We start from the raw sequence: 14,782 nt of genomic DNA on the forward strand, positions 1-14,782 counted from the left end.
ACATCGATATTTCGCATAAGTTGCTAACAAACCCTATTATGGTATAGTACTGATATAATGAAAAGTACGCACTTTTTCGTAATATAGGAACCGTTTCGTGCTATAGGCACGAAAAAGTTCCTATAGAATATATTAAGGAGTTAACTATGGTGAAAGAATACAACAATAGAATTGAAGTGGTTTTAGAAGTCATTGGAGGAAAATGGAAGGCACATATTTTATATCACTTAACAAGAGGCCCCATACGAACAGGTGAATTAAAACGCTTGGTAACTGGTATTACACAAAAAATGCTCACCGAACAATTAAAGGAACTTGAAAAAGATGGTTTGATTTCCAGAAAAGTATACAATCAAATACCGCCAAAGGTTGAATATTCCCTTACAGAATATGGGGAATCATTGAAAGAGGTCCTAAAGGTACTTTGTGATTGGGGGGGAGATTATATTAAGCATAGATACCCTAATGGTGAAGTTATAGTAAGAAATAGTGGCGATGATATTTAGGAGTAATTTATGGGTATGGTTCACTTGAAGATTGATTAGAAATTCTAAGAAAATTAATATAAAACCTTTAATCGAAATATACTAACGAATAATACCCGTCTTTTTTAGCAGTATCACTCTTCAAAAAAACAGGTGTTTAAAAATACGGTTTAAGGAGCAAATTTATATATATGTATAATAAAAAAAAGGCATTCTCTTTAGCAATGTTAATCATTCCGTGGCTAACTGTTCCTTTCATGGGGAAAAATTCATTTTTTAGGTTTTTACCTGTAGCGAGTTTTACTAATTTATTTATAAGTGTATTCAGTCTAATTGCTAATAAGAAAAAATGGTGGATAACTAGAAATCCTCTATCTCCCGGTTTCGTAGATTTCACATATATATTAGGTCCTTATTTTGTAGCCACATTATGGATATTTAAACTAACATACGGCAATTTCCCCAAATACTTAATTACAAATATAGTATTGAATATTATTGACGCTTTTCCTTTTGCTTTCATCTGGGAAGAAGTTGGAATATTTAAATTTAAAAAGATGAAACATATTACTTGGTATTTTGTATGTGTGTTTTTGGCAATTTTAATTTATGGGTATCAATATATAGTGGAAAAAACAATTAGGCAAACAAACAGGTTAAAATCAAAGTTGTAAGTGATTTAACTAGTCTTTTCATATATTAAAGTTTACTATTTGCTGTAATTAAACTATGATTCATGGTTGAAGAAGCAGTATAAAAAAGGATCTTCGATTGGAAGATCCTTTTTTACTGCTTCTTAGGTCAATTATGTAAATTATGCAGAAAAAAAATCTATTTTTCTTATTCCGTAATAGAGAGCGTTTCTTGAATATTCGGCTCTCGAAATAAAAAGTCACCTTAAAGTAAGTTGAAGGGTGGCTTTTTTTCTGTGTTATGAATCTCAAAAACGATTATTTTTGAGATTTTTTATTTTGAGCTAATTTTGAACGATTTAATAACTTTTTTAATGTTTCAAATCATTGCTTAAAATCTATATATCTATAACTACCGTTTATGATACAATTTTACATAGAGGTGAAAATTTTAAATGAGTTCATATGTTTATGGATATGCTCGAGTAAGTACTCGACAACAAGAATTAGCTCGACAACTTGATTTATTGAAAAATTATAATTGCAATGAAATACTAACTGAAAAAATGACAGGAACAAAGGCTAATCGCCCTGAATTAAATCGACTGAAGGATAAATTAAGACCGGGTGATACTGTAGTAGTTGAGAGTTTTTCGCGTTTAGGTAGAAGTACGAAAGATCTAATTGATTTAGTCAATTATTTTGAAGAACACGATGTTAAATTAATCAGTTTAAAAGAAAATTTTGACACGTCAACACCACAAGGAAGATTAATGATGACAGTGTTTCAAGCGTTTAGCCAATTTGAACGTGACTTAATTGTAGAACGGACCAAAGAGGGATTAAAAAGCGCCAGAGCGTAATCAGTTAAAGAATATTCTACTTTCGGTGGTACTTGGTTATATACTTTTCTTTGGATTACACCGTCTTCTTCTAGTTCACGTAATTGTTGTGTTAACATTTTTTGTGTAATATCAGGCATTAAACGTTTAAATTCACTCGTTCTCTTTTTGCCTTTCTTTAAATGACAAAGGATAACAACTTTCCATTTTCCACCGATAATCTCTAAAGTTGCCTCCACAGGAATATTGTATTTCATCATATAAAAATCTCCTTTGATAATTTTAAAAAAGACCGCAGTTGTTACACCGCAGTCTGTAAAATGTTTAGTCCATTTTTTCTTTTAATCTATCCGCAAATTCATTATTTAATGTTACGCCTTCATGGTACAAAGCTGAAGTATCAGCTGTCCAAGATTTAGAGATTAGTTTCAAGGCAGCTGAAATTTACGCACCAGAACCCAACGACTGAATGTCAGGTGACCTTTCCGTCTAAATCGATTCCAACTGATCAATCTAGATATGCTTGTTGTAATGCCACTAGACCATCCTTATAAATTCCATGGAACAGATTAATTGCCTCTTCATCACTCACTCCTACAGGAGTGAAACTACCAGACCATTCAACTAATGATGTTTTAGCATTCTTACCTTCTTTAACACGGATTGTAGATAAATAATTAGTCACAGGGAATGGTGCTTTCATAATTGAATATGTGTAGTAGCGCTCTTTCTCATTAAATGCTTCTAAACGTTCTACGATCGCATCGCCATCAGGATTAGCCAAATGACGTACACGTCCACCTTCAGTTACTTTACTGCTAGGGATATAAGGTAACCAATCTGGAAGTGCATCAAAACCTCCGATTAATTGCCATACTTGTTCAGGTGAAGCTGGAATTTCAATAGATGTAATAGTATTTGCCATGTTCATTACTCTCCTTTTTATTTAACGTTGATTGGTAGTGGTGCATTAGCTGCAACCAGTTTTTGTTCACGCATTTCTTCCCAGAACGCTGCCGGAATCACTGTGTTCAATGCAGCTTTGTCTTCTGCAATTCGTTCAGGTTTACTAGCACCTGGAATAACAGCTGCAACCGCTGGATTAGCCAGTGAAAACTGTAAAGCAGCAGCCTTGATGCTGATTCCGTGACGATCTGCAATGTTTTTGATTTTATTTACTTTTGCAATAATTTCTTGTGACGCTTTTTGATATTCGAAGTGAGCACCTCCAGCAAGAACACCCGAGCTATATGGACCACCAACAACAATATCCATATTGTGTTTTTTAGCTGCAGGCATTAATCGTTGCAACGCACGCTCGTGGTCTAATAATGAATAACGACCAGCTAGCAAAGAAATATCTGGTTTTGCTTCTTCTAAATCCAGCATAAGCTCTATTGGTTCTACTCTGTTTACTCCAAGTCCCCAACCCTTAATTACTCCTTCTTCACGTAGACGTGTAAGCGTACGAAACGCTCCTGTTCGAGCAATTTCAAATTGTGCAAGCCACTCATCACCATAAAAGTCTTGCGCTGGATCATGAATATAAACAAAGTCCAGACGATCTGTTTGTAAACGTTCCAAACTCTGTTCGATAGAAAGAAGGGTTGCATCTGCGCTATAGTCAGGGATGATTTTATTCTTACGACCAAATTCGAAAATCCCTCCTTTTTCTCCAAAATCACGTGCAGCAGGATCTTCCAGTTCATCCGAAATAAGTCTACCTACTTTTGTACTTAAAACGTACTCATCACGATTTCTTTTCGATAATGCTTCACCAAGACGAATCTCCGATAATCCAGATCCATAAAGTGGAGCTGTGTCAAAATAACGAACGCCACTTTCCCAAGCTGCATCCACTGTTGCGATCGCTTCTTCTTCTGGGATATTACGGAACATATTACCGAGTGGTGCTGTACCAAAACCAAGTTTTCCTTTTAGTAAATTCCTCATTTAAGGTATCCTCCTAAAAATCATTTTAAAATTACAACTGATCAATCTAAATGTGCTTGTTGTAATGCCTCTAGGCCATCCTTGTAGATTCCGTGGAACAGGTTAATTGCCTCTTCATCACTCACTCCTACTGGAGTGAATCTACCAGACCACTCTACCAATGATGTTTTACCATCCGTACCTTCTTTAACACGGATTGTAGATAAATAATCAGTGACAGGGAATGGTGCTTTCATAATTGAATACGTGTAGTAGCGCTCCTTGTCGTTAAATGCTTCTAAACGTTCTACAATCGCATCACCATCAGGGTTAGCTAAATGACGTACACGTCCCCCTTCAGTTACTTTACTGCTAGGGATATAAGGTAACCAATCTGGAAGTGCATCAAAACCTCCTATTAATTTCCATACTTGTTCAGGTGAAGCTGGAATTTCAATAGATGTAATAGTATTTGCCATGTTCATTACGCTCCTTTTTATTTAACGTTGATTGGTAGTGGTGCATTAGCTGCAACCAGTTTTTGTTCACGCATTTCTTCCCAGAACGCTGCCGGAATCACTGTGTTCAATGCAGCTTTGTCTTCTGCAATTCGTTCAGGTTTACTAGCACCTGGAATAACAGCTGCAACTGCTGGATTAGCCAATGCAAATTGTAATGCAGCAGCCTTGACGCTGATTCCGTGACGATCTGCAATACTTTTGATTTTATTAACTTTCGCAATAATTTCTGGTGACGCTTTTTGATATTCGAAGTGAGTACCTCCAGCAAGAACACCTGAACTATATGGACCACCAGCAACAATATCCATATTGTGTTTTTGAGCAGCAGTCATTACTCGTTGTAAGGCATGCTCATGGTCTAATAATGAATAACGACCAGCTAGTAAAGATACATCTGGTTTTGCTTCTTCTAAGTCCAGCATAAGTTCAATTGGTTCTACTCGGTTTACTCCAAGTCCCCAACCTTTAATTACGCCTTCTTCACGTAAACGTGTAAGCGTACGGAATGCCCCTGTTCGAGCAGCTTCAAAATGTGTAAGCCACTCGTCACCATAAAAGTCTTGCGCGATATCGTGAATATAAACAAAGTCTAAACGATCTGTTTGTAAACGTTTCAAACTCTGCTCGATAGAGCGAAGGGTTCCATCTGCGCTATAGTCAACGATGATTTTATTCTTACGACCAAATTCGAAAAGTCCACCTTTTTCTCCTAAATCACGTGCAGATGGATCTTCCAGTTCATCTGAAATAACTCGACCCACTTTTGTACTTAAAACATACTCATCACGATTTCTTTTCGATAATGCTTCACCAAGACGAATCTCCGATAATCCTGCACCATAAAATGGAGCTGTATCAAAGTAACGAACGCCACTTTCCCAAGCAGCATCTACAGTTGCCAGGGCCTCTTCTTCCGGAATATTACGGAACATATTACCTAGTGGTGCCGTACCAAAACCAAGTTTTCCTTTTAATATATTTCTCATTTAACGTTTCCCCCTAAAATTTATTTTTAAATTTCTCCTTTTTATTTAACGTTGATTGGTAGTGGTGCATTAGGCGCTACTAATTTTTGTTCGCGCATTTCTTCCCAGAATGCTGCAGGGATCACTGTGTTCAATGCAGCTTTGTCTTCTGCAATTCGTTCAGGTTTACTAGCACCAGGAACAACCGCAGCAACTGCCGGATTAGCCAATGAAAATTGTAAAGCAGCAGCCTTGATACTGATTCCATGACGATCTGCAAGATTTTTAATCTTCTCAACTTTTTCCATAATTTCTGGTGACGCTTTTTGATATTCGAAGTGAGTACCTCCAGCAAGAACACCTGAGCTATATGGACCACCAACAACAATATCCATATTGTGTTTTTTAGCTGCAGGCATTACTCGTTGTAGCGCACGCTCATGATCTAATAAAGTGTAACGACCAGCCAGCAAGGATACATTTGGTTTTGCTTCTTCCAAGTCCAGCATAAGTTCAATGGATTCTACTCGGTTTACTCCCAGTCCCCAACCCTTAATTACGCCTTCATCACGCAATTGTGTAAGTACACGGAATGCCCCTGTTCGGGCAGTTTCAAATTGCGAAATCCACTGATCACCATAAAAGTCTTGCGCTAAATCATGAATATATACAAAGTCCAGACGATCTGTTTTTAAACGTTTCAAACTATCCTCAATAGAGCGAAGGGTTGCATCCGCGCTATAGTCATTGATGATTTTATTCTTACGACCGAACTCGAAAAGCCCCCCTTTTTCTCCTAGATCACGTGCAGATGGGTCTTCTAGTTCATCCGAAATAATTCGACCTACTTTCGTACTTAAAACGTAATCATTACGATTTCTTTTCGACAGTGCTTCACCAAGACGCATCTCAGCTAAGCCAGATCCATAAAGTGGGGCTGTGTCAAAGTAACGAATGCCACTCTCCCAAGCAGCATCCACTGTTGCGATTGCTTCTTCTTCTGGAATATTACGGAACATATTGCCCAGTGGAGCAGTACCAAAACCTAGTTTTCCTTGTAGTATATTTTTCATATAAAATCCTCCTAAAATTATTGGTATAGTATGAATTGGTTCAGTGACACAACTTAAGCTATATTAATTATTCTTTTTCGAATTGATTGGTAGTGGTGCATTAGGTTTTTTGCCACCAGTATCTACAAAATTTTATTTGTTAATTAAGTATCAATATTAATTATTTTATACCGTCACATACCACTCACCTCCTTAAATGTTTTAATACTCAAAAACGATTTGATGTTCAAACTAGTTAGTTTTACATTCAGTTATTACATGAAATGACGATATGTTATTGTAAAAAAGGATAGTTTTCTTCATTATATCCGTATCGTCATTTAGGATAATAACGATATGTTGTTGTAAAAAAAGATAGTTTTCTTCATTATATCCGTATCGTCATTTGGGATAATAACGATATGTTTTTGTAAAAAAAGATAGTTTTCTTCATTATATCTGTATCGTCATTTGGGATAATAACGATATGTTGTTGTAAAAAAAAGATAGTTTTCTTCATTATATCTGTATCGTCATTTCGTGTAATAACGATATGTTGTTGTAAAAAAAGATTTTAATAAAATAAAACCGTCATTTCTTATGATTTATAGTAAGCAATCAAAAGGACAAAGGATAGAAGAAATATTGAACATGCTATATGAAAGTAAAACTGAAATCCTTAACATACTTATAGGGATTTCAATTAACTCCTATATTTCATGTCCAATCATCTCTTTAAGTTGATGAAAAGCTTCTTCATTCCTTTTATAATATGTCCATTTCCCGCGACGACTTGTTGTCACAAGTCCAGCTCGATGTAGAATGGAAAGATGCTGAGAAGCCGTTGATTGTGTAACATTTAATTTTTCATGGAACTGTGTTACACACACCCCTACTTTTTGAAAATCACTCACTTCTTGAGACGAAAAATGTTTCTCTGGCTCTTTTAACCATTCCAATATTTGCAACCTTGTTTCATTAGACAATGCTTTAAAAATTTCAATTGGTTTCATGTCTCTTATTATATCGTCATATCACGAAATGTCAATTTTTTTTCAAATAACAAATATTCTTTGAAATTTGTTCTAACTGTTCAATTCGGAAATGCTTGTCTCAATGCCTTTAAGCCATCTTCGTAGATGCCATGGAACGGATCCATAGCCTCTTCGTCACTAAAAATCAACAAATACTTATTTGATCGTCTGACAAAATTTATTATGAAACATAGAAACAAGAAAGAAAAGTAGGCACTTTAAAGTACTATAGGCACTAAAAAGTAACATTTCAGTTTTTTTAGCTTGTTTTGCTCAAAAACTGAAATCTAATTATGAGCGTTGAGGTATATGATTGGAATGGACTTTAACTGTAGGGGACTTTTGTGGAGCAAGGTTCATTGAAATGATCAAACTTTTTTATAAGAAATTCATTTAGAAATTACAAGGGTAACTCCATTTTGATTAATCTTTATTCAAAATGGAGTTTTTTTGTAGGTTAATAAATAAGGCTTTGTGATTTCGTCTTGATCAAACTTTATTCCAAACCTACAAAGACGCCTTCTTATTCAAGAAAAGCGCCCTTTTATGGAATAATTACATTATGATATGGCCTAATCCCTAAACATCTTTTTCTTTAGGATTCTTATCAAAGAATAGATTGAAAATAGATATTGCAGAAATAACCCATACTGTAATAAGCACAATGATATTTTGAATAAAAAACGATAAAATAATGGCAATTACCACAATAAGGAGGGACAAGAACCCCTTCTCCAACAACAAAAAACACCTCCAATTAAATTAATCTTGAATCATTCCTTTAGACATTTTTTCAAATAGATCCATGGGCATTGTGAATTTGGATGTTTTCTCATTACGCCAATATGTAACTATTTCTATCTGATTGCCCTTTTTTTCTACCTCCAGTAAGGAATTCTCACCTTTATCCCTAATTGATACAAATTGATTACCATTTTTCTTTTCTTTCTCTTTATATTCATAATTCATAAAAGGCCCTCCTATCTTATAAATCTAATCAAAAATATGTAGCTTTGTTCCTTTACTTCGCTCTTACCTTTGTCACGATTGTACCTATTCCTATCAATACGACAAAAGTAATGACAGCAGTTAAAATTGTTTGCATTTCACCACATCCCCTCCGATTTAAACATTTATCTTTTATACGATATTTTTGTCGAATAGTTTCAATGAATATCCAACGGTGTTTAATAATCCCACCACAATCTGGCCCGATTGTTGAACACAAGTAAAACACTTCTCATCAACAAAACTGCTCAGTTACATCAATAAGAAAAAGCATTACCGTTGTTCCAGTAATGCACCCGTTAGTTGAAGAAGCACATAGAAATGCATCCATTTTAACGAGTTATTCACTATGAATTTCAAAGCAGAAATATCCGAAAGGAAAATGTTCTTCTTTTAATCCCATTTCTAATTTTGCAATTTCCATCATTTTAGGTAGGAGTTCATTTAAGGATTCTTTATATTTTTTAAGTGCTTTTTGATAAGCCAGCACATCGTTATGTTTACATAAGGGATACAGTATTCCACCTAAACTTAAATCATTAAGTGTCCTTGGAGTATCAGGGACATTAAGACATTCGATAATGTGCTTCTCCTGAACTTTATCATCAAACCACTCTCTACATTCAATATAAAACATAAATTCTTCGAACTCGATTGACATTTCCAATTGTTGATTGATATAAAACGGTGTAATTCTAATGTAGTCGGTAGTTGAATTGGAACTAATAATTTCATCCAATATGCCCATTAAATCTGTAATAGTCGGGTAATATCTATATTTTCCATTGTAATAAATGGTGTTGTTGTCCACTATTTCGTTAATCTTTCCTTTGCCCTTCTCCAGCATTTCTTCGCCTCCTACTTTAACAATTCTTCAATAATTTACTACATTCCTTCTTGAGCTAAAGTGCGTTGAATTAGAAAAGCAGCCATTTATGACTGCTTTATTTCCTACACTCCGTTAGCTGGATAGTCGTTTTAACCGTTCTTGGTGGTATATCATCTTTTTAAGTAACCTTTGCCTTATCTCATGGTCAAGGCAGCTGTCATACAAAGCCTTAATGTACATTCCCCTGATTTTATGCCAATAGATTTTTAACTTAATAAACAATATACCACCTCCGTTCTATTGGTATATTAACACTTTATTGTTACCGTTTCATGTCCAATAAGAAACATTTGAATTCCTTTAGTGCGATAAAAAAAGCCGCCTCATAGGCAGCTTCTGATCCTCAACTAACGCATCTGTTAGTTACAACAAACGAATAACTATGTCTCTTATAGCCTATTCCCCATCTTTTCGTTTATTTTCTTCCAAAAGGCTGATTATTTTTCCTAATCTACCTACAATAAAAACAGACATAACTGCAATAAAGTAAAGTGCCAGTTCTTGAGTGTTTGATAAAAGTCTATAAATAAACGGTACCCATCCCCCAAAAATCCAAACTTCAATAATAATTACTAAAATTGTAAGTACAATCAAAAAAATTAATATTCCTCTTTTGCTCATATTCTCCCCCACAATATTTTTTATTTCTTATTTCAAAAATTCGTGATTAGAAATATGTATTCCTTCTTTAACTATCCTGCCCCGTTAGCGCAACAGCAAAAAGGACCGCCGCAGCGATCCATCTTGAACTCAAGCACTAGTTAGCTTAATACCAACCAGATTTTTCACTTAATTAATTTGTAAAATTATTATCTTTTTCAATCCTTTTGGTTTGCAATATATCAAATGCAACAATAAATATACCAATTAATATAAATAATATACTTAATGTATATGGAATCCACCCTATAATATCATTTAGCACTGTTTCAAATTTCCCTGGTGGGTCACTCCATCCATTCAAATTAGGAATATAAAAAGCAATTGCAAGATACATCACCATCGTAGAAGGGTATTTGTTATGAACCACTTATTTTGATAAAGCAAATCTTTTCTATAAAAAAGTTAAAAATCTATTATTCCAGAGATTCTCATGATGCTCAATAATTGTTTTAGCTCCTAGAAGTTCACTGTTAAGGGTGGTAGTTAACCCTTTTTTCATAAATAACTTATATCCTAATCCATGAGCCATTCTAATAGTTGTATCTACACAATATTCAGTTTGTGCGCCACAAATTTCAAGTTTATTTATATTTAAATTCCTTAGTTGTTCATTCAAATCAGTCTTGTAAAATGAGTTTGCATGTGTTTTGTTAATATAGATATCTGTATCTTTAGCATCTAGTTCCGGAAATAGTTGCCATTCTGGAGAATTAAGTACTAGATCACTTTCATTATGTTGAACAAAAATTATCGGATTGTTTTTTTCTCTAAATAAACGAATTCTTTGATTAACCCCATTTAATACATTCGCTAAGTTATAAAGTGGAACATTTTCAGGCTGAACACCCTTTTGCAAGTCAATAATTATTAATGCTGTATTTTCCATAATTATTATTCTCCTCATACCTTTTTTAATAATTAATCTACTTAACGATATCATAAAATTTTTCTTATGTTCTTTTTTTAACAATTTTGCCCTAAACATAAAGAAAAAGCACCATTTTTGCTGCAGAATTGCGCCCTTTTATGGAATAAGTAAGAAATGTCTCAATCCTGACTTAATTGTTCTTACACTAGTCGAGTAGAAGGGAACCTCTCTACCTTTCGGTAGATTGTGTTCCTCCCCCCTCACAGAACCGTGCTTGCACTATTAATGCACACGGCTCCTCCTAGTCACTATTTACAGAATGTAGCTAATCTCTTTTCTTAAGTCATATATATTCACTTTAATTCTTGGTGAAGGTAATGGACATTTATGAAGAAAGAGGCTGAATTTATCCCAAGTAAAGGATTTTCTTTGACTTCTTCTATTGAGCCATTTAAACAGTAAGTATTCGATTTTGTCTTTAAATTTGCTAACGCTTTGCGTGTTATCAGTGATGCAGTAATAGTTGTAATAACCAACGAGCGAGCGTTTAAATCTATCCATTATTATATGAATATCTATATTTCTATTACTCTTCAACCATTCTTTACATTCTCTGAGTTTGCCTTGGACTTTCTTCCTGCTTGATTTCCGTTTTACTCGGAACTTGCCTTGTTTACTTTTCCCACAGTAATGTGTAAAGCCAAGGAAATCGAAGGTATCTGGTTTACTTCTCCCCTTTTGATTTGCATTTGTCTCCGCAAATCGCCCAAAGGGAATAATTTTGGTTTTGTCCTCAGCTATTTCTAAGTTAAATTTCTTTAACCTCAACTTTAATGAATGGAAGAATTGTTCAGCTTCATTTTTATATTGAAAACAACAAACAAAATCATCTGCGTATCTCACGATGTATGCCTGTCCTTTACACTGTTTCCTAACCCTTTTCTCAAACCACAGGTCAAGGACGTAATGAAGGTATACATTGGCTAATATCGGAGATATTACTCCACCTTGCGGTGTGCCATTGTCTGTTTTGTATTTCTTACCTTCCTCCATATATCCACCATTAAGAAACCTACCGATTATTCTTAGGAGGTTAGGGTCAGCGATTCGCAGTTTTAAGAACTCCATCATCCATGTGTGGTCAACGTTGTCAAAGAATCCTTTAATATCTACGTCTACTACATAATTTACTGACCTCTTTTCAATATAGTGGTTCAGTATTTTTCAAAGCATCGTGGCAATTACGATTTGGTCGAAATCCAAATGAGCAGTCTAGAAAATCATTTTCATAGATGGTAGTTAGTATTTTCGTAATGCCTTTTTGAACAATCTTATCTTCATGTTCAGGTATTCCCAATGGTCTTTTCTTATTTGAATTGAGCTTTGGAATATACATTCTCCTTACTGGAACAGGACGATAACTTTTACTTTTCAGCCTACTTACTAAATCCTCTACATTTTCTTCTAATCTCTCACCATATTGCTCTTTGGTTGTACCATTAATCCCCGTTGCCTTCTTATTGGGTAATTCATGATGACATTGGACTAATGCTTTCTTATTTAATAGATGTGCAAGAGATGTAAATTTCATTTTAGGTTCAGATTTTGCTAATTCTGCTATCCTTAGTAGTTTTGTTTCCATTTATTATACCTACCTCTGTGTGTAGTAAATGTGTCCCTAGTAAGGGTAATGACTGGTAGCTAGCCTTTCCTCCATCGGCGTTACCCAACTTCATTGGTACTACGCTGCTATCCGACTCCCTACACGGCATTTGGTTTCCTTGCTTATTATCGCTTGTACACCATACTCTCCTAAAAAAAAAGAAAAGACCGATAGGGTCTCCCGAGTTGCCGTATCATATCAATGTATAACGTGCCAAGGTCTCTGACTCCAGAGAGGTTTTATCCCTCTAGCCCTTAACGAAGAATAAAATGTAGCTTCTGCTGTGCGTAAGGCATCAGCCCTCTCGATTTACTAACATTATGGAGCTCAATCCCTTCAACCATTTGGCTTTCGGCCCGCTACCTAACTGTCTACGATTAAAGGCTAAAGTTACCTTTAGCCCTCCAAGACTCGCTTCGAGCGAATGGCTAGTTCTTACTCGACGGGAATCCCACCCGCTATATGACACGACCTATGCTCGGCCGCACACGCACCCGTTAGTTGAATAAGGATGATATTTGTACGAAATAATTAGTTTAGTGCACTCGTTACTTTAGGGCGATTTGTAATCTATCATTTTTTTTATGGCAGCAGCATCTCCTATATTTATTGTTCTATAATCATCCTCACCAATTTTTATAAGTGCTCCCTCTTCGTTAAACCATATATCAGAATGCGTTAAAGTTACAAAAGCTTTTGGACTCTTGATTTTAATGTGGACATCTGGTTTAGCTCTAGTAATATTTTCAAATTCTATTTGCTTACTACCCATAAAAATTTGTTGTAAATTATCGATTGTCCACTGGTCCTTAATGTCAGTTATTTTTTTACGGTAGTCAATTTGTCCAGGATAATTAGTGTTATCATAACCTATCAGAACCTCTCTTGTCGGTTTATTATAAATTGTTTTTCCTGCGACTAATCCACCAAAAAACAAAAGAAAACTTAATATAATAGTAGCAATCGATATGTAAAATTTTTTCAACTTTGCGACACTACCCCTCCCTTTATATTCAGTAGTATTATTCCATAATGGATTGCTAATCTCCTTCTTATGCTAACCTTTCTGTTAGTCAAATAAGAAAAAAAGATCGCCGCAGCGATCCCAATCTTTAACTCTTGCACCCGTTAGTTTAACAAGCACCTTTTTATATATGAAACAGGAAAGTTCAATCTGCTTTAACTGTAACCATTGTATATTCAGGAGAGTTTTCCCAAGAAAGAATACTTTCTTTTCTAGCTCTAAAAGAAAAAGTTCCGCACTGGTGTCCCTATCATAGTCCAAGAATTTTATTGAATCATGAATAATTTGACAGTACAAGTCATAAAGTGAGGTGATTACAATACTGGATAGCCGAAATGAACCTGGTTGGTCAAATCAGAAAAGAAATAAATATAATTGTGATTGCACCTATAATTGTCCTCCTCAAGACCCTAATGACTGTTTGAAAACATGCAACTTATTTTATCAACAGTTATCTGACCATATTTCGAACATACATCAAAGTTGTGTAAGAAATTCTTCTAGTGATGACTGTAGGCACCAATTCAACAAAATTAGCGATGAGCTTTTTGAAATAAATCCTAAAGAGCTGTTAAGATTATTACTTGAATTGTTATTCACAATTTCAACTTCAGAAGCATTTCGTCAATACCTTCCATTAATTCCATTTATAGTTTGGTTAATGGCTGTAATTGGATCAATAATCGGTCCAATTGATGCACTGAATACGCTATTAGGTGTAGATCTAAGTTTACTAGAAGGAACACTGTAATTGCTAAGAATATAATGTAGGAACAGAACAAGACCATCAAAGGATGTTTTTAAAAGTAAACAGTGGTGAAACGCTAAAAGTCAGATGTTTTAAATATATGCGTATTACGGGTTTGCGGACGGAATGAGCTTGAGGATAATACACCACATAACATACTAGATAATGGAAAAGACAATGAAAAGATTCAAAATATAAAAAATTAACATTTTAAATGTAAAAATTTGTTGATAGCCATATAGACATTGTTTCGTATTTTCAACAGCAGGCACTCGAATTAGATAATTTTGGGTGCCATTTATTATTTTTGTCCTGTAGTTTTTCATTCCTTATTAAAGTAACCTGCACGTTTGCACAACAAGTAAAACATACTAAGATTAGTAGTGCAGACCAAGGCATTGGTTAGCACTACTATTTTTTATATAGTAGAAGTGAAGAATAGGTCGACGGTCTTTT

General features: G+C 34.8%; 17 protein-coding genes and 1 pseudogene. 3 read left to right on the top strand and 15 right to left on the bottom strand.

Going from position 1 to position 14,782, the window contains the following annotated elements:
• Positions 1 to 146: 146 nt before the first annotated feature.
• The 3 genes and pseudogenes from PH210_RS28890 to PH210_RS28900 form a co-directional block, all read left to right on the top strand.
• Positions 147 to 506: a winged helix-turn-helix transcriptional regulator gene (locus PH210_RS28890; protein ID WP_289990084.1), complete on the top strand. Its 360-nt coding sequence runs from the start codon at positions 147 to 149 to the stop codon at positions 504 to 506.
• 170 nt (positions 507 to 676) lie between these two features.
• A complete protein-coding gene (locus PH210_RS28895) occupies positions 677 to 1,159 on the top strand; it encodes a hypothetical protein (protein WP_289990087.1) in 483 nt (160 codons plus the stop codon).
• Between the two features lie 413 nt (positions 1,160 to 1,572).
• A pseudogene (locus tag PH210_RS28900) lies at positions 1,573 to 1,977 on the top strand (recombinase family protein); the annotation flags it as partial.
• Here the strand turns inward: PH210_RS28900 and PH210_RS28905 are convergent.
• The 15 genes from PH210_RS28905 to PH210_RS28975 form a co-directional block, all read right to left on the bottom strand.
• Positions 1,905 to 2,219, bottom strand: a complete 315-nt coding sequence (locus PH210_RS28905; protein ID WP_289990089.1) for a winged helix-turn-helix transcriptional regulator — start codon at positions 2,217 to 2,219, stop codon at positions 1,905 to 1,907. The pseudogene PH210_RS28900 and the gene PH210_RS28905 overlap by 73 nt on opposite strands.
• 248 nt (positions 2,220 to 2,467) lie before the next feature.
• Complete coding sequence (locus PH210_RS28910) at positions 2,468 to 2,884, bottom strand: SRPBCC family protein (protein WP_289990090.1); 417 nt, start codon at positions 2,882 to 2,884, stop codon at positions 2,468 to 2,470.
• Between the two features lie 17 nt (positions 2,885 to 2,901).
• On the bottom strand, positions 2,902 to 3,912 hold the full coding sequence (locus PH210_RS28915; RefSeq protein WP_289990092.1) for an aldo/keto reductase: 1,011 nt from the start codon (positions 3,910 to 3,912) through the stop codon (positions 2,902 to 2,904).
• Positions 3,913 to 3,953: 41 nt separating this feature from the next.
• The gene (locus PH210_RS28920; protein WP_289990094.1) at positions 3,954 to 4,370 is read right to left on the bottom strand and encodes an SRPBCC family protein; all 417 of its coding nucleotides are present in this window, start codon (positions 4,368 to 4,370) and stop codon (positions 3,954 to 3,956) included.
• Positions 4,371 to 4,387: 17 nt separating this feature from the next.
• Positions 4,388 to 5,398: an aldo/keto reductase gene (locus PH210_RS28925; RefSeq protein WP_289990096.1), complete on the bottom strand. Its 1,011-nt coding sequence runs from the start codon at positions 5,396 to 5,398 to the stop codon at positions 4,388 to 4,390.
• A gap of 41 nt (positions 5,399 to 5,439) precedes the next feature.
• Complete coding sequence (locus tag PH210_RS28930; protein ID WP_289990097.1) at positions 5,440 to 6,450, bottom strand: aldo/keto reductase; 1,011 nt, start codon at positions 6,448 to 6,450, stop codon at positions 5,440 to 5,442.
• Positions 6,451 to 7,139: 689 nt separating this feature from the next.
• Positions 7,140 to 7,442 (bottom strand): ArsR/SmtB family transcription factor, encoded by a 303-nt coding sequence (locus tag PH210_RS28935; RefSeq protein WP_289990099.1) that lies wholly within the window; start codon positions 7,440 to 7,442, stop codon positions 7,140 to 7,142.
• Positions 7,443 to 8,042: 600 nt separating this feature from the next.
• A complete protein-coding gene (locus PH210_RS28940) occupies positions 8,043 to 8,207 on the bottom strand; it encodes a hypothetical protein (RefSeq protein ID WP_289990101.1) in 165 nt (54 codons plus the stop codon).
• Positions 8,208 to 8,225: 18 nt separating this feature from the next.
• The gene (locus PH210_RS28945) at positions 8,226 to 8,432 is read right to left on the bottom strand and encodes a hypothetical protein (protein ID WP_289990103.1); all 207 of its coding nucleotides are present in this window, start codon (positions 8,430 to 8,432) and stop codon (positions 8,226 to 8,228) included.
• Positions 8,433 to 8,811: 379 nt separating this feature from the next.
• The gene (locus PH210_RS28950; protein ID WP_289990105.1) at positions 8,812 to 9,318 is read right to left on the bottom strand and encodes a hypothetical protein; all 507 of its coding nucleotides are present in this window, start codon (positions 9,316 to 9,318) and stop codon (positions 8,812 to 8,814) included.
• Positions 9,319 to 9,756: 438 nt separating this feature from the next.
• Positions 9,757 to 9,981: a hypothetical protein gene (locus PH210_RS28955; RefSeq protein ID WP_289990107.1), complete on the bottom strand. Its 225-nt coding sequence runs from the start codon at positions 9,979 to 9,981 to the stop codon at positions 9,757 to 9,759.
• Positions 9,982 to 10,414: 433 nt separating this feature from the next.
• Positions 10,415 to 10,909, bottom strand: coding sequence for a cysteine hydrolase family protein (locus PH210_RS28960; protein ID WP_289990109.1), 495 nt, complete (start codon positions 10,907 to 10,909; stop codon positions 10,415 to 10,417).
• Positions 10,910 to 11,203: 294 nt separating this feature from the next.
• Positions 11,204 to 12,112: a reverse transcriptase domain-containing protein gene (locus PH210_RS28965; RefSeq protein ID WP_354670035.1), complete on the bottom strand. Its 909-nt coding sequence runs from the start codon at positions 12,110 to 12,112 to the stop codon at positions 11,204 to 11,206.
• Positions 12,093 to 12,533, bottom strand: a complete 441-nt coding sequence (locus tag PH210_RS28970; RefSeq protein ID WP_289990110.1) for a reverse transcriptase family protein — start codon at positions 12,531 to 12,533, stop codon at positions 12,093 to 12,095. The genes PH210_RS28965 and PH210_RS28970 overlap by 20 nt, the downstream gene beginning before the upstream one ends.
• Positions 12,534 to 13,107: 574 nt before the next feature.
• Positions 13,108 to 13,539 (bottom strand): hypothetical protein, encoded by a 432-nt coding sequence (locus PH210_RS28975; protein ID WP_289990112.1) that lies wholly within the window; start codon positions 13,537 to 13,539, stop codon positions 13,108 to 13,110.
• Between the last annotated feature and the right edge of the window lie 1,243 nt (positions 13,540 to 14,782).

The sequence above is a fragment of the Paenibacillus sp. BSR1-1 genome, from assembly GCF_030403775.1.
GTDB lineage: Bacteria > Bacillota > Bacilli > Bacillales > Cytobacillaceae > Neobacillus.

Bases quoted from the DNA above. Each gene is read 5' to 3' on its own strand.
- PH210_RS28955 (WP_289990107.1), bottom strand. From the start codon at position 9,981: ATGAGCAAAAGAGGAATATTAATTTTTTTGATTGTACTTACAATTTTA.
- PH210_RS28945 (WP_289990103.1), bottom strand. From the start codon at position 8,432: ATGAATTATGAATATAAAGAGAAAGAAAAGAAAAATGGTAATCAATTT.
- PH210_RS28960 (WP_289990109.1), bottom strand. From the start codon at position 10,909: ATGGAAAATACAGCATTAATAATTATTGACTTGCAAAAGGGTGTTCAG.
- PH210_RS28925 (WP_289990096.1), bottom strand. From the start codon at position 5,398: ATGAGAAATATATTAAAAGGAAAACTTGGTTTTGGTACGGCACCACTA.
- PH210_RS28970 (WP_289990110.1), bottom strand. From the start codon at position 12,533: ATGGAAACAAAACTACTAAGGATAGCAGAATTAGCAAAATCTGAACCT.
- PH210_RS28950 (WP_289990105.1), bottom strand. From the start codon at position 9,318: ATGCTGGAGAAGGGCAAAGGAAAGATTAACGAAATAGTGGACAACAAC.
- PH210_RS28905 (WP_289990089.1), bottom strand. From the start codon at position 2,219: ATGATGAAATACAATATTCCTGTGGAGGCAACTTTAGAGATTATCGGT.
- PH210_RS28910 (WP_289990090.1), bottom strand. From the start codon at position 2,884: ATGGCAAATACTATTACATCTATTGAAATTCCAGCTTCACCTGAACAA.
- PH210_RS28930 (WP_289990097.1), bottom strand. From the start codon at position 6,450: ATGAAAAATATACTACAAGGAAAACTAGGTTTTGGTACTGCTCCACTG.
- PH210_RS28920 (WP_289990094.1), bottom strand. From the start codon at position 4,370: ATGGCAAATACTATTACATCTATTGAAATTCCAGCTTCACCTGAACAA.
- PH210_RS28935 (WP_289990099.1), bottom strand. From the start codon at position 7,442: ATGAAACCAATTGAAATTTTTAAAGCATTGTCTAATGAAACAAGGTTG.
- PH210_RS28915 (WP_289990092.1), bottom strand. From the start codon at position 3,912: ATGAGGAATTTACTAAAAGGAAAACTTGGTTTTGGTACAGCACCACTC.
- PH210_RS28895 (WP_289990087.1), top strand. From the start codon at position 677: ATGTATAATAAAAAAAAGGCATTCTCTTTAGCAATGTTAATCATTCCG.
- PH210_RS28890 (WP_289990084.1), top strand. From the start codon at position 147: ATGGTGAAAGAATACAACAATAGAATTGAAGTGGTTTTAGAAGTCATT.